We start from the raw sequence: 19,580 nt of genomic DNA on the forward strand, positions 1-19,580 counted from the left end.
AAGGACGGCAACGGCGACGGGACGGCCAAGCATGTGGGGGCTTGGCCGATGCCCGAAGACGCATCCTGACTTTGAGGACACGTCCATCTGGGTTCAGCGGAATATCGAGACGGGTCCTCACGTGGCAACCATGACGACGAAGCCCCGTGAGGACGGCACGTACCAGCGCGTTACCATTCGACGCGGCCAGGGTTCTGAGAGGCCGGGCTACTTCCGCTACATATGGGTGAGACACGGATAATGATGCCGCAGAGCCCACTGAGAACGCCTGTGAAACCGGGACTTTCACCCGGCAATGCGCTGAGCAGGAGAAGCGATCCGATAGAGGAACAAAGCCGTGAGGGAGGAGTTATATTTCCATAGACATTAGTATAATAGAATATGCGGGAGACCGGCCTTCCCGCGAAGGCTGGAGACGAAAATGCGTAACAAATATCGGCGAATATGGTCATCTAGCTCTGTTGAGTTGCGAAGCCGCTGACTATCCCGGCCCATCCTACGGACTACTTGCCCTTTGCCCCAGAAAAGTTGGTCGGGAGGAGTAGCATGGATAGGTTAGCGGCAGTCACGCGTACCGCGAAAGTCAATAAGGGGTTTGCTCACAAACCTCCCGAGACGCTTCAAAGCACCCGAACGCTTGAGCCAAACGGCACGATCTATGTGCCTGGCGAGATAAGGCGGGGGATCTACACCGTGGATTACGGCGCGGTTCGGATCTACCGATTGCTTTCCAATGGCCGCCGTCAGATATGCTCCTTCGAGTTCTCCGGAGATACCTTCGGCTTCGAAACGGACATGACGCATGTCTTCTTTGCGGAAGCCATCAGCCCGACACGCATCAGCGCCCTCAACGAGATGGGAGATCAATTACCGAGCGACGCCACCTCCTGGCTGCAAAGCATGGAGAGGACGCAACGAAACGTGCTGGTGCTCGGCTACCGCGACCCGGTTGAACGCGTGGCTGCTTTCCTCTCGGACCTGGATTCCCGGCAGGGACGGACAGGGACGATCGAGCTTCTGATGCCGCGGGCGGATATTGCCGACCATCTCTGCCTCAGCATCGAAACCATTTCCCGCGTCTTCACCTTCCTGCGCCTCAAGGGCATCATAAAGTTGCGAACCCCGCGAATTGTCGAGATTATCCGGCCGCGCGCGCTCCAATTTCTGATAGATTAGAAGAGCGCAAGCGAGAATCGGAAAGCGGTCGCTCCGACGATCCGGATTTCGCCGCGCCGAACGCCAGCAGGTGCCAGGAGAAGCGCGATGCCGACCGCCCGGTCGAGGTATGGATTAATAGCCGGAGTTACGATCCTTCTCGCTCTTGGCCTGGCCTATTGGGCCTGGACGGCGTTTCGCGAGCAAGGCCTTCCTGCGGGGTTCTATTCCGGTAACGGCCGCATCGAAGCCGTCGAGATCGATATCGCCACGAAGTCCGGCGGACGGCTTCGCGAGATCGACGTCAAGGAGGGCGATTTCGTCAAGGCGGGCCAGGTCCTGGCACAGATGGACACTGCCCAGTTGGAGGCGCGAAAGAGGCAGGCCGAAGCCGATCTGCGTCGTGCAGAAATCGCAATCGACACCGCCAACAGTCTCGTCAAGCAACGGGAAGCCGAGCGTGAATCCGCTCTCGCGGTAATCGAGCAGCGCAAGGCGCAGCTGGATTCGGCGGCAAAGACCAATGCAAGGTCGAAGCAGCTCCTCAGCAACAGGACGGTCTCGCAGCAGGTTGTCGACGAAAACGAGGCCGCCGAACAGGCCGCGCGAGCGACGCTTGCATCCGCTCAGGCGGCACTCGCCAGTTCGGAGGCTGCGATCAACGCCGCCAAGGCGCAGGTCGTGGACGCCGAAGCCGCCGTCGATGCGGCCAAGGCCGCGATCGAAAGCATAGATGCAGACCTTGAGGACACCATCCTGAAGGCGCCGCGGGACGGCCGCGTGCAGTATCGCGTGGCGGAACCGGGGGAAGTCCTGGGGGCCGGCGGGCGCGTCCTCACCATGGTCGATCTCAGCGACGTCTACATGACATTCTTCCTGCCCACCGAACAGGCGGGCAGGCTGGCGATCGGCTCCGACGCGCGCCTCGTGCTGGACGCAGCACCCCAGCTCACCATTCCGGCGGAGGTCTCCTTCGTCGCGGATGTGGCGCAGTTTACGCCGAAGACGGTGGAGACCGAGGACGAGCGCCAGAAGCTCACATTTCGCGTGAGGGCAAGAATACCGAAGGAGCTGCTTCAAAAACACATCGAGTACGTCAAGACCGGGCTCCCGGGAACCGCATATGTCCGGCTTGATCCCCAGGCCGAATGGCCGGAAAGCCTCGAAAGAAACCTCGTCGACTGAGGGCCCATCATGAACGGCGCCTCTCCAGGCAACAAGGTCAGAAGCGACAAGCCCGGCAACGAGATCGAGGCGGTCGTCGAGGTACGCCACACCACCCTCGCCTTCGGACGAGTGATCGCTCTCAATGACATATCGCTGTCCCTGCCTTCCGGGCGCATGGTCGGACTGGTGGGACCGGACGGGGTCGGCAAGTCCTCGCTGCTCTCCCTGATCTCCGGCTCGCGTGCCATGCAGAAGGGACAGATCCAAGTACTGGGAGGCGACATCGCCGACGCCCGCCACCGCAGGGAGGTCTGCCCGCGAATTGCCTACATGCCGCAAGGGCTGGGCAAGAACCTGTATTCCACGCTATCCGTCTTCGAGAACGTCGACTTCTTCGGTCGCCTGTTTGGACAGGACAGGCAGGAGCGCGCCGAACGGATTGACCTTCTCCTGAAAAGTACCGGGCTTGCTCCCTTTGCCGACAGGCCTGCGGGAAAGCTGTCGGGCGGCATGAAGCAGAAACTCGGACTGTGCTGTTCCCTGATCCACGATCCGGACCTCCTCATCCTCGACGAACCGACGACAGGGGTCGATCCCCTTTCACGCCAGCAGTTCTGGGAATTGATTGCCGCGATCCGGGCGGAACGCCCGAACCTCAGCGTGCTGGTTGCAACAGCCTACATGGAGGAAGCTGCCCGCTTCGACTGGGTCGTCGCGATGAACGCCGGCGAGGTGATCGGCACGGGCACCCCGTCCGAACTCATGGCAAGGACAGGGACGACGGACTTCGACGCAGCCTTCATCGCACTGTTGCCGCAGGACGTCTCCCGGGGTCACGTAGCCCTGGTCATCCCACCCCGAAAGGTCCTCGGGGGCGAACAATATGCGATCGAGGCCAGCCATCTCAGCATGAGATTTGGCGATTTCACCGCGGTCGACGACGTGAGCTTCAAGATTTCTCGCGGCGAAATCTTCGGATTCCTCGGCTCGAACGGCTGCGGCAAGACGACGACCATGAAGATGCTGACGGGGCTTTTGATCGCCAGCGAGGGCGAGGCGCGCCTGTTCGGTCAGAAGGTCGGCGGCGAGAACATCGCATTCCGGCGCCGCGTCGGATACATGAGCCAGGCGTTTTCGCTCTACTACGAACTGACGGTAAGGCAGAACCTGGAACTGAACGGGCGCCTGTTCCAACTGTCCACGGAAAGGGTTGCGGAACGGATTTCCGAACTGGCCCGTCGGCTGGGCCTCGAGGAGGTCCTGGATACCTTGCCGAACAGTCTGCCCCTTGGTATCCGCCAGCGCCTGTCGCTTGCCGTCGCGCTGATTCATTCCCCCGATGTCCTGATCCTGGACGAGCCCACGTCGGGGGTTGATCCTATAGCGCGCGATGATTTCTGGCGGATCCTCGTCGATCTCTCCCGCAACGACAACGTCACGATCTTCATCTCCACGCACTTCATGAACGAGGCGGAACGCTGCGACCGAATTTCCCTCATGCATGCGGGAAAGGTGCTGGTCACGGCGACGCCGCAGGCGATCGTGGAACAGCGACACGCGGCAAACCTCGAAGAGGCGTTCATCTCCGTCCTGGAGGAGGCGGCCGGAACGCCAAAGCCATCGGGCGACACCGAGGAAAAACCTGGCGAGATCGCCTTTGGCACGCCCCCGCACCCGACCACACCGGCGCGAGGAGATGGCATACGCCGCTACTTCGACGTCCGCCGCATGTTCAGCTATACGTGGCGCGAGACGCTCGAGCTTCGCCGCGATCCGATCCGCGCGACGCTTGCCATTCTCGGCAGCGTAATCCTGATGTTCGTGATCGGTTACGGCATCAACATGGATGTCGAGGACCTGACCTTCGCCGTCCTCGATCGCGACGACACGCCCATCAGCCGCGACTATGTCCTAGACATAGCGGGCTCGCGCTATTTCATCGAGCAGGAGCCTCTCGCCGACTATGCGGACCTGGACAGACGCATGCGAAACGGCGAGATCACCCTTGCCTTGGAAATTCCGCCCGGCTTCGGACGCAAGCTGATGCGGGGGGACGATGTCGAGGTCGGTGCCTGGGTCGATGGGTCCATGCCCCAGCGGGCGGAAACGATCAGAAGCTATGTGCAGGGCATGCATTCGCAGTGGCTCACGCGAAAAGCCGCCGAGACGCTGGGCGACGCCGCCGCGCAGGGAGATTTCTCGATCGAGACGCGGTATCGATATAACCCGGACGTCAAAAGCCTCGTGGCGATCGTGCCCGCCGTCATCCCGCTCCTCCTTATGCTCATTCCGGCGATGCTCTCCGCGCTCAGCGTCGTTCGCGAGAAAGAGCTTGGATCGATCATCAACCTCTACGTGACGCCGGTGACGCGGCTGGAGTTCCTGTTAGGCAAGCAGATCCCGTACATCGCGCTGGGCATGCTCAATTTCTTCCTCCTCGTCGCCTTTGCGGTCGTGATTTTCCGCGTACAGTTGACGGGCAGCATGATCACCTACACGTCGGCCGCCCTTCTCTATGTGACGATCGCGACGTCGATCGGCATCCTCATGTCGACATTCATGTCGAGCCAGGTGGCAGCGATATTCGGGACGGCACTTCTCACGCTCATTCCGGCCACCCAGTATTCGGGGATGATCGATCCTGTATCCTCCCTCCGCGGCGCGGGCGCCTTCATCGGAAAGATCTACCCGACCACGCACTTCATGACGATTTCGCGGGGAACTTTCTCGAAGGGCCTGGATTTTGGCGGACTATCGGGTTCCTTTGTGCCGCTGCTTGTCGCCATACCGCTGCTGGTCGCCCTGGGCGCGATCCTCTTGAGGAAGCAGGAGCGATGACGATGTTCTTCTCGACGGTGTACCAGCTGGGAGTGAAGGAACTGCGGGGACTTGCACGTGATCCCTTGTTGCTGCTTCTGATCATCTACGCATTCACCCTGGAGATCTACACTGGATCGCATGCGCTGCCTGAGGCCCTCAGCAATGCGGCGATTGCCATCGTCGACGAGGATCAGTCGCAGCTGTCCAGCCGCATTACCGGGGCATTTCTCCCGCCTTACTTCACGCCGCCGCAATCCATCTCAATCGCGGAAATGGACCAGCGAATGGATGCCGGCCTGGATACCTTCGCGCTCGACATTCCTCCGGACTTCGAGCGGAAGCTGCTCGCCGGGGATCAACCCGTCATCCAGCTGAACGTGGATGCGACCCGCATGAGCCAGGCCTTCACCGGGAGCGGCTACATCCAGTCGATCATATCGAGCGAGGTGAACGAATTCCTCGAGGGATACCGGGCATCATCGGCGCTGCCTGTGGAGCTCGTTCAAAGGATGCGCTTCAACCCTGCCCTGGACAAGGCGTGGTTCGGGTCGATCACCAACGTGATCACCTCGATCACCATGCTCTCCATTATCCTGACGGGAGCCGCCCTGATCCGCGAGCGCGAACGGGGAACCGTGGAGCATCTCCTCGTCATGCCGGTCACACCGGCGGAGATCATGGTCAGCAAGATACTCTCGATGGGGCTCGTCGTCCTTGTCGCGACCGCCATCTCCTTGATCGTGGTGGTCGAGGGCCTTCTCGCGGTTCCCATCGAGGGAAGCCTACCGCTATTCCTGTTCGGGACGGCACTCTTCCTCCTGGCGACGACCTCGCTCGGCATTTTCCTCGCCACGGTGGCCGGTTCGATGCCCCAGTTCGGCCTCCTCCTGATCCTCGTGCTGCTGCCGCTTCAGGTCCTGTCGGGCGCCATGACGCCCCGCGAGAGCATGCCTGCCTTCGTCCAGGACATCATGCTGCTCACCCCGAACACGCACTTCGTCATGCTGGCGCAGTCAGTGCTGTTCAGGGGCGCGTCCATCGATGTCGTCTGGCCGCAGCTTGCATCCCTCCTGGCAATATCGATCGTGCTTTTCATCCTCGCCCTCAAGCGGTTCCGGCGCTTTCTTCAGTAAAGTAGCGTCGCGCAGTCCGGGGCTTGGCTCCAGGCGATCTGGTTCAGAGGCGCCGCAATTGACCGCAATCATTTCTCTCGTCGTACGATGCAGTAGGATTTTCGTCCGCAACGAAGCTCCGCAGCGGGCCGCCCGTCTTCAGAAAGCAGGCCGCGATGAACTACGGGATCAGTGTTCTCTTTCGGGCCATACCCCTCATGATGGGGGCCGTCTGCCTGGGCCTCGGCCTTTACGTCCTCTCCGGCCAGGCGGACGCGGCACATTTCGTCGCCGGCCACGTGCTCGCTTCCCTGACAGCCATCTGCATCGCCCTGTTCACCACCGCCGCAATGATCATCCGTCAACTGACCCACACCTTCGGGCCAAAATGGAAGTACGCACTACCGACCCTCGGATACGGGGTTGCGCTTGCGACGGCACTGTGGGGTCTCTGGTTGATCGGGACGAGAAGCGCGGCGGATGCCTTCGTCGCCGGTCATGTCGTGTTCGGCGTCGGGATGATAGCGGCCTGCGTGTCCACCGTCGCCGCCGCCTCCTCCAGCTTCACCCTCATACCGAAGAACGCCGCCGGCCGTCGCGAGGATGGACCGCCAGCGACCGTCTACGGCGCGGGCACGGGCTGGCTGCTCGTCTGTGTGCCCGTGGCCGCAACGCTGATTAACGGGCTCTGGGCTGCAGCCCTGCTGAGGGATGCCTCCGTCACGGACCATTATGTCGCCGGCCATGTCCTCATGGGCCTGGCGGCGATCTGCTCCAGCCTTATCGCATTGGTCGCAACCGTCGTGCGCCAGGTGCGCAACCGGTTCGACGAGCCGGAGCGCTGGTACTGGACCCTATGGGTCCTGCTGATGGGATCCGTAACGCTTCTTTGGGGCCTGTACGTGCTGCTGGGGTCCGACAGGGTGGAACGGATTGCTCCGGGATACATCCTTCTCGGGCTCGCCATGGTCTGTTTCAGCATCGTCTCCAAGGTGTTCTTGCTGGCGGCGGTCTGGCGGCGCCGGTTTCCGCTGGCCAACAGGGTCCCGCTCATCCCCGTGATGACGTGCCTGGCGTGCTTGTTCCTTTCAGCGTTTCTGGCCGAAACCGCGATGACGGATGCAAACTTCTTCGTTCCCGCGCGCGTACTCGCCGGATTGGGAGCCGTATGCTTCACCCTTTTCTCGATCGTCTCGATCCTTGAGGCGGGCACGGCGAAGTAGTCCTGTTGGCGGTCGGGTGGCACGCTGTCGAAGTTCGGCACCCCGTCCGCAGGCACTTCTTCGGGAAAGCAGGCTGTCACCTGACCAGGAGGCTTCGTCAATGTCGTCGTCGATTTCTAGGTTGATCACTCTTGTATTGGGGGTCGCAATGGCAGCTGCAACGACATCGAACGTATCCGCCCAGGCGCCGGTCCTGTCGGCGGCGGAATCGGATCCCCGGGTGATGGGATGGATGCAGGGCTTCCCGCCCGCCCCGGACAAGATCATCACCCAGCCGGAATCGGTGTATTTCAGCTTTCCCCGCCTGCGGTGGACGGTTTGCCATATCCGGGAGCTTCTTCCCACGGTCGAGATCAGCCGGGGAATTGGAGCGCCGGTCCCCCTCGACTACGTCAACGTGCTGGAATTCGCCAACCTCCGCGCCGCGATCGACGCTCTGACCTTTACGCCGATCGGCGCGGACGGGGAGATGACGTGGCGGGAGTCTCTTGACGCCAACTATACCGATGGCATGCTCATTCTCCACGAGAACAGGGTCGTCTACGAACGATACTTCGGATGCCTCACGGATGCCGGAAAGCATGCGGCGATGTCGATGACGAAGTCGCTGACGGGGCTCCTGGCGCAGATCCTGGTTGCGGAGGGCCGCCTCGACGAGAGCGCGCTCGTATCGGACATCATCCCGGAGATTGGAGACAGCGCCTTCGCCAATGCGACCGTCCGCCAGGTGATGGACATGACGACGGGCCTTCAGTACTCGGAGGAATACGCCAACCCGAACGCCGATATCTGGAAATATTCCGCTGCGGCGAGCCCGCTTCCCAAGCCTGAGAGCTATGACGGACCCAACGGCTATTGGGAATACCTGCAGCAGGTGAAGCCCGAGGGGCAGCATGGCGAGGGCTTCCACTACAAGACGGTCAATGCCGACATGCTCGGCTGGATCGTCGCCCGGATCGCCGAGCAGAGCGTCAGCGAACTGGCTTCGGAGCGCCTCTGGAAACCCATGGGGGCGGATCAGGATGCCTACATGACCGTCGACGGGAAAGGCGTTCCCTATGCGGGTGGCGGCCTGAGCGCGGGCCTGCGCGATCTCGGTCGATTGGGCCTTCTCATGCTGAACGAGGGCGTCATCAACGGAAAGAGACTGTTTCCCGCGGAGGTGGTCCAGAGGATACGGGCCGGAGGAGACCCTTCAAAGTTCGGGACCGCCTATCCTGCCCTGACGGGCGGCAGCTACACCAGCCTGTGGTGGATTTATCCCGGCGAGGACCAGGTCATCGCGGCGCGCGGCGTTCACGGCCAGACGATCTATGTGGATTTCACCGCGCGCATGGTCATCGTCAGGTTTGCTTCCTTCCCGCGGTCGGAAAACCCCCTCATCGACCCGACGTCGATCCCCGCCTTCCGGGCCGTCGCCCAGTACCTCAAGTCGACGCCGCCGCAGCGCGACTGAGACGCCAGACCGACTCCGGTCTCGTCCGACGAGCCGGCATGCCCAATCGAACTTCCCCATTGCTTGCAATCAATGCCGCAGGTTCCGCCTCGGCTATCGTTGTGGCGATGAAGCGCGGCCGTCCCGGTCGGGCGACTAGATTGGAAGTGAGAAGGCTCATGAAGACCATCGTCCTGACCGCTGCTGCGGTACTCCTGGCCGGCAGCGCATTCGCTCAGACTGCCACCGAAGGACCGTTCGTCGTGCTCTCGGAAATCGTCGTCGTCGAGGGGCTGCCCAGCTACACCTCCGCCAACACCCTGGAAGAATACGACGTCTACGGCGCCGACGGCAAGAAGATCGCCGACATCGAGGATGTGCTGCTCAACATGGACGGCACGGTGGCAGCCGTGGCGCTGGAGGTCGGCGGCTTCCTCGGGATCGACGCCAAGCATGTGCTCGTCAACTGGAAGACCCTCCAGATCACGCCCGAAGACAATGGCCGCAAGCTGCTCATCACGGCGCCCACGCTGACCAAGGAAAACCTCGAACAGGCGCCCTCGGTGGATCTTGCCGCGCTCGGCCTCCACGAATAGATCGTCGGACACTGCAAAGTAACCACCCTTCGATCACCGGCGCGCCGATGTTCGGCATCGGCTGCCGGGCCTGTTGCTACCGCGGACCAAACCTCGATATTCGCGCACATATCGAGCCCGAAAACCGAGAATAAGCGGGCCATTACCGGTCTGACGACAGATCTTTCCGAAGATATGGCTGTAATACGGATTGATCGCAAGCAACGACAATCCCTGCACATCGCAATACCTTATAGGAAGTCGGCACAAAGAGTCCGCTACTGGCCTTCCCCTCCTGAGGTCGGACGTGTGCTGACGAGGGGGTGCTGCAATCGTTCATTGATTGCTGGGCTGACCAGACCTGTGTCGTCCGCCGCTCGGCCTCAATTGCCGGGTCACCCTCATCACCTTCTCTCAACCCTGATCAAAGAACGTCCCGTCTACGAAAGGCCGAGCCGGCCGAACCGTGGACCGCGGGGCCATAAGTACGCTCCCGCAGCACGGGGCAATCGACGCTTTCGGGAAAAGGAGATGAGCTGCTCCGCTATATTCCCGAGACGGGGCAGTCCGGGGGCGTGAAGTTCGAGAATCCGACCTTCGGGCAGTCACATTTCGCATCATATTTCGACGGCGGCTGGGTCCTGCGGCAGTCGGGATCGGTTGCGTGGGCGTATCCCGGCAGGTTGACATAGCGGCTCTGGTTGCAGCCGGTCAGCATGACCGTCAGCCCACACGCACATAATATTATCTTCCACATTCTGATCATCCTGTTGAGGCGGCGCCGCTACAGCCGACTGAAACGCCGGTCACGGGAATCTTCTCCGTGCCTGCAATCATTCTGTGTGTTGCCGGGCCTGCGATCATTGCTTGCAGTCAATTCCAAGGCGGGACGCTTGAAGTATATCTGTGCTTTCTGGGGCAGCACGGTCCGACCGCCCCTGGGGATTGATGCGGGAAAGCATATGCAAGCATCATGGCCACGAGGGTGCCGCAGACCTGGCGGCACATGCTTTGACCATCCGGAATCCGAAACTCCCGCCCGGGCGATGCGGGGATCGTCCCCTTGAGCGGACAGTCTTCTCCACCCTGCCGGTTCAACGAAGCAGCAAGGCCTGAGATCGAAGGCCTGCAATGCGGAGGGTTGGCATGACCCGACGTCGAAATGAGCCTCCGAAGACCGATGACCCGACATGGGGCAACTGGCTGTTCCCGGTAGTCCTCCAGACCGGAACGTCGCACCGGACGACCCAGATAACCAATCCCGCGGAAGCCTTGGCCTTTCTCACGATCGCCTGGGGAGGCGAAAAGGACGGCCTTCATCATTCGGCCAGGCTGGCCTGCTCCCAGGCCCTGAGGCGCCGCGTGCCTTCCGAGGCTGCAAAGGAGGCGTTCGTTCGTTTCGCGGAAAAGGCCCGCCTCCTCGGCGAGCCGCCAGGCCCGGAAAGCGACGGCACCGATCCGGAACAGTCGCACGGTTCGTCGTCGGATACCGATCGAACGCAAATCCTAGCCAGACCCCGGTAGCACCAGATCAGGAGTTCTATCCATGTCCAGTACGATGAGAGCCGCGGTGGTTACGGAATTCGGCAAGCCGCTTACCATTCAGGAGGTCCCGATACCCGAACCCGGGCCGGGCGAAGTCCTGGTCAAGGTGATGGCCTGCGGTGTGTGCCATACCGACCTTCATGCGGCGGAGGGGGATTGGCCGGTGAGGCCGACCCTGCCGTTCATCCCGGGCCACGAAGCCACCGGCATCGTCGCGAAGCTCGGGCCCGGCGTGACGAACCTCCGGGAAGGAGACGCGGTCGGAGTTGCCTGGCTCCATGACGCCTGCCTTCACTGCGAATATTGCGAGACGGGATGGGAGACGCTTTGCGAGCAACAGCACAACACCGGCTACAGCTGCAACGGCGGCTTTGCCGAATATGTCATCGCTGCCGCCGCGTTCGCGGCGCCGCTTCCCCGGGATGTCGATTTCACCGCGATCGCCCCGATCCTCTGCGCCGGCGTGACCACGTACAAAGGGCTGAAGGAAACGGAAGCAAGACCCGGTGAATGGGTGGTGGTCTCCGGTGTCGGCGGGCTCGGACATGTCGGGCTTCAATACGCCAAGGCCATGGGCCTGAAGGTCGTGGCGGTGGACGTGAGCGCGGACAAGCTCCGCCTCGCAAATGAACTCGGTGCCGATCTTGCCGTGGATGCAGGTTCCGGTACCGCGATCGAGGAGGTCGTCGAGGCCACGGGCGGCGGCGCGCATGGGGTCCTGGTCACTGCCGTCTCGCCTCCGGCCTTCGCGCAGGCGATCGGAATGACGAGGCGAAGGGGGACGGTCAGTCTCGTGGGACTTCCTCCCGGCCATTTTCCGACGCCGATCTTCGACGTCGTCCTCAAGCGCATCACCATACGCGGATCCATCGTCGGCACACGCCGGGATCTCGACGAAGCGATCGCCTTCGCGGCCGACGGCAAGGTCAACGCGACGATCCGCACGGCGCCTCTCGAGGAGATCAACGATATCTTTGCGAAACTGAAGGAAGGTCGGGTCGATGGCCGCATGGTGCTGGATCTGCAAGGATCGTCTACCGCGGCAAGCTGACTCCGGCATCTTTCCGGATAGACCTTGCGAAACGGACCAGCCCTACCCTCCCGTGGCAACGCGCACCGATCCCGACACACCTCGGGAAGAGTAGTTGTTGAAGTTCATGCTCAGGAGAGCCTCGAGGGTCAGATACGAGCGGAGCATTCGAAAGACGATGTAGGATGGAATACCGATCAGCGCCGCCAGCCTGAGGTTGACGACGATGGCAAGAATTGCGTTGACCATGGGGGTCCCTATGAACAGCGCAAGTATGGAGATTGCCCTGAGCGTGGCGTAGGGGTCCGCGTCCAGGATGAGGAAGTTCACGCAGAATATCACCAGCGGAAGCGCCATCGCCCGCCTTGCCGTATTCGTCAGCATGTAGGGAAGGACCAGCCATCCCCGCGTCGATATCCTGGGCGGCAGGAAATCCTGGATGTTTCTCGCCGTGACATGGAAGATGGAACGGAACCATCGTGTCCGTTGCTCGCGCAGGTGGCTGAAGGTCCGCGGCACCTCGGAGATGAAGGTCACGGCCGGATCCACCAGCAGGCGGTAGCCGGCCTCTCCGATCCGGAAGGCGATGTCGGTGTCCTCGCCGTTCATTCCGACGGCGAATCCCCCGACCAAGCGCGCCGCCCTGGTGTCGTAGCAGGCGAACATGCCGGCAATGCCAACGATACAGTCCGCTGCGCCGAGACCCACCTGATCATAGCCCATCTTGAGCAGGACCTCGATGTATCGGGGTCCGTCGAAGGGACCATTGCCGGGAGGCCGCGCCAGCCCGCCGACGACACCGACCTTCGTATCCCCGAAATGATTGAATGCCCGCATGAGAGCATCTTGCGAAAGCAGGGTGTCCGCGTCGACCCGCGCGAAATAGCCGGTTTCGACCGCGTCGAGCCCCCGGTTCAGGGCAAAGGATTTTCCCCGCCGCGATTCGTGCAGGAGTTCCCCCTCGAGGTGACGCGCGTCCGCCAGGGCTGCTCGAACCTGCTCGGATGTATCATCGATGGAAGCGTTGTCGATGACGAACAGAGTGACCGGTCCGCCATACCTGCCGGCAGCAGCGTCAGCCGCCGCTATGCACGCGCCAATGGCATGGCTTTCGTTATGGGCGGGGATGATCAGGGTGATCGGAGGCTGATATGTCCGGTGCCTCCGGAATATGCTCTGCAACGATGCGAGCACGTTGAGCAGGAAATATACCAGCGGCACGAACAGGAATATGCCCACGCTAACCCCGCCCATGAGCGCCACGTCCCTCAGGTTCTGGATGAAATCCAGTTCATAGCCCGCGACCCTGATGGAGACTGCCGCAGAGATCGCGAGGATGGCCATCGCGGTCAGGAAGGATTGCAGCCTCAGGCGCCTCCCGAGAGGTGCGTCCGAACGGGCCGGCATGTCCGCGGTGCGGATAAGGTGTAGGGAAAAGATGAGAAATCCCATCAGGGCCGAGACGAGTTCCGCCGTCGTCAGCGTGAGACGGACGCCGGAAAGCGCGAAAGCCGCCAGGTTCGCCATGTCGAAGATCAGGCAGAACGCGAGAAAGAAGAGCAGAAGCCTGCCGCCGAACCTGATCCGCACGGTCCATCCCGCGTCGATCGCGGAAGAGAATGCGACCACGAAACCGATGATGAACAACCGGAGCGGAACGGCAAGCGCTCCATCGTAGCGCGAGAAAAACAGGTCACGCTCGGGGAAGAACTGCACGATCGGTGTCCGGTTGAAGAGCAGCATCAGGCAGAACGTCACCACCGAGAAGATCGCCAGCACCCGCGGCGCGACATCATATGGCACGGGGTGGGACAGGGCGCCGGGACTGGAGTCCTCCGAGGCATATTGATCTTTCTGAAGCTCGCGTCTGAGCGCGTGGCCGTCGATCGTTTCTACCATGTGACGATCAGGCCAGTGCTTCCGGCGGGAACTTGCGGCGGCGGCGCATTCGGGACGACGCGCTGCATATTGAGTTCCGACGAAACTCCATCTGGCGGCCTGCCTCCCCAGACGACAAGAATATTGGCGCTCTGGCTGACTTCCTGGAGAAGCCCGGCAAGGCGTTCTCCATGTCCTGCCCGGATGGCAACCTGTCCCTGCCCGCCCGCAAGGTCGACGGGAGTGTCGAGCGGCAGCAGCAGGTCGAGCATGCCTGCAAGCTGGACCGCGGTTTCGAGGCCCGATCCCTCCACCGCCTGCAGGCCGACCCTGTCGGCAACCGCCAGCTGATGAACCAGGATCTGCGCGTCCCCCTGGGGACTGTTGCCGGAGGTCAGCGTGGTCGAGGGCAGAAGTTGCGCTGCCTGCTCCGGTCCGGCGCGGCATATGCCTTGATTGGGCGTGTTATCGACAAGCGTCACGACCAGTTGGTTCGTGAGCCGCTGGTAGTCGGCCGGAAGGGGCACGCTAAGCAGAAGATCATTGCCGGTGCCGGGATGATTGGTGGAATTCACCAGCATTCCGTTCAAGACCACTCGAAGCGACCAGTAGTTCTCGCCTCTCAACTGGCTTGTCTTGAGGTGAAGCTCCAACGCATCTGGCGCCCTGCCCTCCGGGAGATCGGCAAGCTTGTAGTTAAGCTGCCACCGGGTGGATGCCCGGAAGGTATGGGTGAGGATGTCGGTCGTAAGCGCCGATACCGGCAACGGCCACGACTGTCCGTAGGAGGAGGGAAGCGAACCGCCCCTCAGCCGCAGGAGTTCCGACAGGCCCGTCGGTCCGGCAACGGAAAGCTTGTCCTCGGCCAGCGTGATTGGCGGCTCGCCGTCCGTCGGCATGACGCTGATCCCCTTCGGAGCCTCGGTTCCGGTGATCTCCGCCGCAACGCCCTGCCTGGTCAGCCATTGGCTCGCCCAGGCGGCCGGGACGACATCGCCTTCAGCCTCGATCTGTAGGGGAGACGGGAGGAGCTCCGCATAGACCTCGGGGTCCGAAAGGGGCTCGACCACTTCCAGCATTACCGCCGTGCTTGGCAGCACCTGGACGATCGAGCCGAGATTTGTCACGTTCGTCGGGCAGACCTGACCGTAGTTCGTCGTGCCGTTGCCTTCGAGCGTGACCAGTATCTCCCCTGTAGCGATATCGAGCGGCGACAGGTTGTAGGTAAGACGATGTTCGGCGCGTCCCGGCTCAAGCAGGATCGCATCCACGAGATTGCCGTTCACCTGCACCCGGACGAGCCCGTCGCCGTGTGCGATGAGTTCGCTTTGCAGATCAAGCTGCAGTTGCACCCGGACCGGCTCCAGCTCTTCCGGAATGTCGAACCGGATTTGGGACGTGGAGGGAAATCCAAGGAGCGCGTCCCAGCGTGTGCCGTTCGCGCTCCCCAGACGCAGGATCCTCTCGCTCTCGGTCAGGCGCTCCGGCGTGTTGGCAGCCGATCCCTCCGACAGTCCCAGTCGATCGGTGAAGTCAAGCCGCTCCGACAACCCCAACCGCTGACCGAGGGTCCGCGAAGCTTCCGGGTTGCTGAACATGAAAGCCAGAAATGTGATGGCGAACACGACCAGTGCGAGTGCGATCAGTCTGAGGAAGTCGCGCATCGGAGAACCTCACATTTCGGGAACCACTCCGGGCTTGTGACGTGCGGTCCAAAGCGATCTCGCGGGGACCACGGCAGGATCGAAGCGCGCCTTGAACCGCTCCACGATGTTCATCGTCTCGTTGAACAATTGCTGGTCGAGCAAAATCGAGTTCAACCCCAGCGCCGGGAAAGAGACGTTGGTGACCTCAAGCTCATTCTCGGCCGCTTCGTTGCGAGGATTGTCGACGTAAGCGACGCGAACGCCGGTTATTGCGGCAATCATCTCGGCAAGGTCGCGGACCCGCTTGGTCTCCGCCACCTGATTGAATATCTTCACGCGATCACCGCGTTCCGGGGGATGCTCTATCGCCAGCCTCACGCATTGCACCGTATCCTGGATGTTGATGAAGCCGCGGGTCTGTCCGCCTGTTCCATGAACGGTAAGAGCGTGGCCGACGACCGCCTGAACCAGGAAGCGATTGAGGACCGTTCCGTAGTCGCCATCATAGTCGAACCGGTTGATGAGGGCATCGTCGCGGCAGGTCTCCGGGGTTTCGGTTCCCCACACGACCCCCTGATGGAGGTCGGTGATCCGTAATCGATCATTCTCGGCATAGTACTGGAACAGTATTTGGTCCATGGACTTGGTCATGTGGTAGACCGAGCCGGGCTGTGTCGGATAAAGGATGGAGCGCTCGAGCTCCTTTCCGCTCGGTCCGCGGATGATGATGTCCAGATATCCTTCCGGCATCGCCAGATCACTGCCGCTGTAGCCGTAGACACCCACCGTACCCAGATGGACGATGTGGATGTCATTCCCCAGTTCGACGGCCGCCACCAAGAGATTGTGTGTGCCCGACACGTTGTTGTCGACGGTGTAACGCTTGTGATACGCGCTCTTCATCGAGTAGGGCGCCGACCGCTGCTCCGCGAAATGGACAACGACATCGGGCTTGAAGTCCGACAGCACGCGAACGAGGCCTGTATAATCCCGGGCGACGTCGATCGGGTAGAAGGGAATCTTGTTGGAGGACACCTTCGCCCAGGTTGCCAGGCGATCCTCGATCGACGCGATCGGGGTAAGACTGCTGGCCCCCAGCTCCTCGTCGATCATCCGGCGCGAGAGATTGTCCAGGATTCCGACCCGAAACCCGTTCGCAGACAGGTGAAGGGCAGTGGGCCATCCGCAGAACCCATCGCCTCCCAAGATCAGGACAGATTTCACTCCGGACTCCTCTCGCCGCCAGATGAAGTCGGTCAGACGCTGCTGGCGTTCTCGCTCTTGGCCGCCTTTGAAAGTGCCTCTTCCAGGCGCCGCTCCTGATCCGGGGGAAGCGAACTCTTCAACACCTTGCCGCCGGGATACTTGGCCAGTTCGTCGAGAACCTTCTCCGGGCGAATTTTTCGAATGAGGATGAAAAGAGCCGAACTGCCCGGCGCGAGTGTTTCGCCCACGGACCGGATGAACTTGTCATCGATACCGTAATCGACAAGAGAGCCCGACAACGCACCCGCGCCGGCACCGACGACGGCGCCCGCCGCAAGTCCCGCAAGCGGGTTGAGAAACAGCAGCCCCACCAGGGTTCCCCAGACGGCACCGGAAAGACCTCCGGAAGCCGCGCCGGCACCAACCACGTTGAAGCTCTGCTTCAGGTTGATTTTTCCATCGGGCTGCCTGATGACCACGACAGCATCGGCAAGATCAACCAAGTATTCTTTCTGCAGCCTGTTGAGCTCAACAAGAACACGATCGGCTTCGTGCATGTCGGCAAATGAAATGGCAACTAGGTCCGTCATTTTCTCTTCCACATCTGACAAGAGTAACTGGTGATAACCCTGGCTCACCGGACGAACGTAGACTGCCGCGCAACGCGGGGCATTGACTGCAATCAATTCGCCATGCCCCCTCGCCCAAAGCGAGCGTCACCCCGTGCACCACGCGCGATGCTAAGTTGGCAGTGAGCGCCCCTGGATGCTTCGAAACCCGAATTGCCTACACGCAATGCGGCGATCAATCCCCTCATCTAACGTCGCAGGAATACCCCATAGAAATTCCGCGCAATCATGTCTTTCCTGGAAACGATCCAGAATATCAGTGAGATATCGATCTGTCGGAAAACTGTTCGGCGCAACAAATCTTAAGCGAGGCAGTAATCATGGCGAAGTCACCTTCCACTCGATCCGGTCTTTCTACGGCGCCCATGGCAACGGCAACGGCGATCGCCGTTGCACTGGTGCTGTCGTCGTGCGTGTCCAATATCCAGAGCACGGAGGACGATCTGGCTGCGGCAGGCTTCGTCGTGCGTCCCGCCAATACGCCGGCGCGGCAGGCCATGCTGAAGCGCCTACCGCCGAACAGGTTCCTTATCCGCACGCGGGGCAACAACGTAAGCTACGTCTACGCCGACCCGGTGAACTGCAATTGCCTCTACGTCGGCAACCAGCAGGCCTATGACGCCTATCGTCGGGCCAAGCAGCAGGAGCGCATTGCCAATAGAGAGCTGTGGGCGGCCCAGACCTATGCGGACGCGCAGTGGAACTGGGATGTGTGGGGACCGGGCCAGTTCTACGATTTCGGCCCCTGGGGACCGGGCTTCGGCTGGTAAGCCATAACAAACCGGCCTCCGCAACCTGGCGGCCGCGGTCAGTGGGCGTTACCGCGCTGCCGGAGACCCGGCAGCGCTACGGGACGCGTTGAAAAAGCTTGGAATGTGCGACCATCACGGCCGCATCTGTGAGCTTGTTGGGATCCACGAGCCCACGGCGGTAGAACCGGAGAACAACGCGAGCAATCGCCTCTTTCTCGACCGGCGCATCCTCGTCCGCCAGCCGGGCAATGGCGGCGGCCGTCGCTACCCCCATTCGATCCAGGTCTTCTGGGGCAAAGATACCCGGAACCCCACCATTGAAATGATGATCCTGCATAGGATTGGCTCCCCGTTTGGGGCGAGAGCTGCCAGCTCCCTGTCGCCAGTGCCCTTCTACATGGTTGGCGATAGAAAAAGCCTACGCTCACCACTTACGGAGTCGAGTCACGTTATGTGAATGCGAAGAGCTTGGCGGGGCCCGCAAGGAGAACCGCTTCGGCGCCGTCCGCCCTTCCCCTGAAGCCTGCGGGCGGAAATTCCTTGCTGCTTGATTGCAGTCAAGGAATTGGCATGACGCACCTGTCAAGAAATCTTGAAGAGCGATTACGCCGATCCCCCATTTCACAATGGGTTTGCCTTCCTATTGTTGTCAATTTTTGCAGTCGATCTGTCTTCTCCATGTGTCGGCGGGCACGGAAAAGGAATTGGCATGAAAAGCATGACGGAAGAGGAGATACCGGATTTTGTGAACGAGATCCTGGCGACCGGCTGCGATATCCGCGCCGTCGGCCACATCTACGTCATCGCCGATGCCGACCTTCCCGATGATGTCTTCAAGACGGTCGAGCCGGAACTGGAGCGGATAACCGAGAAATACGGCAAGCGCGATCATCTGAAGTCGCAGATAACCGCATACCTGCACTCGATCGGGCGAAGCTATCCCCCGCCCGTCGTGCATTGACAGGCGCTCCTCCCCGAAATCGCGCCCGCTGACGGCCCTGCCTTCCAGCGGCGGCTGCGCTCAAGGGCCAAACGGGTCGAACCGCCAGCTGATCTCCGTCTTGCCCATATGCTGCGCGAACGCCAGATCGATACGCACGCCCTTCCCCGAACAGGCTTCACAATGGAAATGCATCAGCACCCCGTGACGACGGGCACTCGGATTAAGGGTTCCGGTGGCACTCTGAACGGATACGGACGTTGTTTGTCCCTGTACCGCCGTTACCACTTCTTGCGGCGCATCTTGGTCGCGCTCGAAGAAGGTCGCTCCCATGTGGGTGATCTGATGACCTCCGCATCTCGGGCAGAGAAGCTGTGCCGATTCCAGCCCCAAGTCCTCGGTCTTTATCGAACCCGATCTCTGCATCTGGCGCACCTCCTCTGGCTCTAACGGACAAACGATGCTGC

At 61.4% G+C, this 19,580-nt stretch carries 17 protein-coding genes; 11 read left to right on the plus strand and 6 right to left on the minus strand.

What is annotated here, in order from left to right:
- Nucleotides 1-546 precede the first annotated feature (546 nt).
- The 9 genes from ACWGPT_RS02345 to adhP all read left to right on the plus strand — a co-directional run bounded on the left by ACWGPT_RS02345 (nucleotide 547) and on the right by adhP (nucleotide 12,083).
- Entirely contained in the window at nucleotides 547-1,176 is a 630-nt protein-coding gene (locus ACWGPT_RS02345; protein WP_452603952.1) for a helix-turn-helix domain-containing protein, read from the plus strand.
- A gap of 87 nt (nucleotides 1,177-1,263) precedes the next feature.
- A complete protein-coding gene (locus ACWGPT_RS02350) occupies nucleotides 1,264-2,340 on the plus strand; it encodes an HlyD family secretion protein (RefSeq protein WP_452603953.1) in 1,077 nt (358 codons plus the stop codon).
- Between the two features lie 9 nt (nucleotides 2,341-2,349).
- Complete coding sequence (gene rbbA / locus ACWGPT_RS02355; protein WP_452603954.1) at nucleotides 2,350-5,160, plus strand: ribosome-associated ATPase/putative transporter RbbA; 2,811 nt, start codon at nucleotides 2,350-2,352, stop codon at nucleotides 5,158-5,160.
- A 2-nt stretch (nucleotides 5,161-5,162) separates the two neighbouring features.
- Nucleotides 5,163-6,275: an ABC transporter permease gene (locus ACWGPT_RS02360; protein WP_452604101.1), complete on the plus strand. Its 1,113-nt coding sequence runs from the start codon at nucleotides 5,163-5,165 to the stop codon at nucleotides 6,273-6,275.
- A gap of 155 nt (nucleotides 6,276-6,430) precedes the next feature.
- The gene (locus ACWGPT_RS02365; RefSeq protein WP_452603955.1) at nucleotides 6,431-7,477 is read left to right on the plus strand and encodes a DUF2776 family protein; all 1,047 of its coding nucleotides are present in this window, start codon (nucleotides 6,431-6,433) and stop codon (nucleotides 7,475-7,477) included.
- Nucleotides 7,478-7,625: 148 nt separating this feature from the next.
- A complete protein-coding gene (locus ACWGPT_RS02370) occupies nucleotides 7,626-8,933 on the plus strand; it encodes a serine hydrolase domain-containing protein (RefSeq protein WP_452603956.1) in 1,308 nt (435 codons plus the stop codon).
- Nucleotides 8,934-9,091: 158 nt separating this feature from the next.
- Nucleotides 9,092-9,508, plus strand: a complete 417-nt coding sequence (locus ACWGPT_RS02375) for a PRC-barrel domain-containing protein (protein WP_452603957.1) — start codon at nucleotides 9,092-9,094, stop codon at nucleotides 9,506-9,508.
- Between the two features lie 1,125 nt (nucleotides 9,509-10,633).
- The gene (locus ACWGPT_RS02380; protein WP_452603958.1) at nucleotides 10,634-11,011 is read left to right on the plus strand and encodes a DUF982 domain-containing protein; all 378 of its coding nucleotides are present in this window, start codon (nucleotides 10,634-10,636) and stop codon (nucleotides 11,009-11,011) included.
- A 22-nt stretch (nucleotides 11,012-11,033) separates the two neighbouring features.
- Nucleotides 11,034-12,083, plus strand: coding sequence for an alcohol dehydrogenase AdhP (adhP, locus tag ACWGPT_RS02385; RefSeq protein ID WP_452603959.1), 1,050 nt, complete (start codon nucleotides 11,034-11,036; stop codon nucleotides 12,081-12,083).
- 42 nt (nucleotides 12,084-12,125) lie between these two features.
- On the opposite strand, the gene ACWGPT_RS02390 is transcribed toward adhP, so the two are convergent.
- From ACWGPT_RS02390 to ACWGPT_RS02405, 4 genes are read right to left on the minus strand one after another with little or no spacing between them, the layout of a single operon-like run.
- On the minus strand, nucleotides 12,126-13,961 hold the full coding sequence (locus ACWGPT_RS02390; protein ID WP_452603960.1) for a glycosyltransferase: 1,836 nt from the start codon (nucleotides 13,959-13,961) through the stop codon (nucleotides 12,126-12,128).
- Nucleotides 13,955-15,604 carry a hypothetical protein gene (locus ACWGPT_RS02395; RefSeq protein ID WP_452603961.1) on the minus strand — a complete coding sequence of 550 codons (1,650 nt, stop codon included), beginning with the start codon at nucleotides 15,602-15,604 and terminating at the stop codon, nucleotides 13,955-13,957. The genes ACWGPT_RS02390 and ACWGPT_RS02395 overlap by 7 nt, the downstream gene beginning before the upstream one ends.
- Before the next feature lie 9 nt (nucleotides 15,605-15,613).
- Nucleotides 15,614-16,810: an NAD-dependent epimerase/dehydratase family protein gene (locus ACWGPT_RS02400; RefSeq protein ID WP_452603962.1), complete on the minus strand. Its 1,197-nt coding sequence runs from the start codon at nucleotides 16,808-16,810 to the stop codon at nucleotides 15,614-15,616.
- Nucleotides 16,811-16,842: 32 nt separating this feature from the next.
- The gene (locus ACWGPT_RS02405) at nucleotides 16,843-17,382 is read right to left on the minus strand and encodes a DUF1269 domain-containing protein (RefSeq protein WP_452603963.1); all 540 of its coding nucleotides are present in this window, start codon (nucleotides 17,380-17,382) and stop codon (nucleotides 16,843-16,845) included.
- A gap of 359 nt (nucleotides 17,383-17,741) precedes the next feature.
- On the opposite strand from ACWGPT_RS02405, the gene ACWGPT_RS02410 reads away from it, so the two are divergent.
- On the plus strand, nucleotides 17,742-18,191 hold the full coding sequence (locus tag ACWGPT_RS02410; RefSeq protein WP_452603964.1) for a hypothetical protein: 450 nt from the start codon (nucleotides 17,742-17,744) through the stop codon (nucleotides 18,189-18,191).
- A 76-nt stretch (nucleotides 18,192-18,267) separates the two neighbouring features.
- Here the strand turns inward: ACWGPT_RS02410 and ACWGPT_RS02415 are convergent, their stop codons facing one another.
- Nucleotides 18,268-18,510 (minus strand): hypothetical protein, encoded by a 243-nt coding sequence (locus tag ACWGPT_RS02415; protein ID WP_452603965.1) that lies wholly within the window; start codon nucleotides 18,508-18,510, stop codon nucleotides 18,268-18,270.
- A gap of 372 nt (nucleotides 18,511-18,882) precedes the next feature.
- Between ACWGPT_RS02415 and ACWGPT_RS02420 the strand changes: the two genes are divergently transcribed.
- Nucleotides 18,883-19,134, plus strand: a complete 252-nt coding sequence (locus tag ACWGPT_RS02420; RefSeq protein ID WP_452603966.1) for a hypothetical protein — start codon at nucleotides 18,883-18,885, stop codon at nucleotides 19,132-19,134.
- Between the two features lie 60 nt (nucleotides 19,135-19,194).
- Here the strand turns inward: ACWGPT_RS02420 and ACWGPT_RS02425 are convergent, their stop codons facing one another.
- Complete coding sequence (locus ACWGPT_RS02425) at nucleotides 19,195-19,539, minus strand: hypothetical protein (RefSeq protein ID WP_452603967.1); 345 nt, start codon at nucleotides 19,537-19,539, stop codon at nucleotides 19,195-19,197.
- Nucleotides 19,540-19,580: the final 41 nt, after the last annotated feature.

The sequence above is a fragment of the Pseudorhizobium sp. NPDC055634 genome, assembly GCF_053618655.1.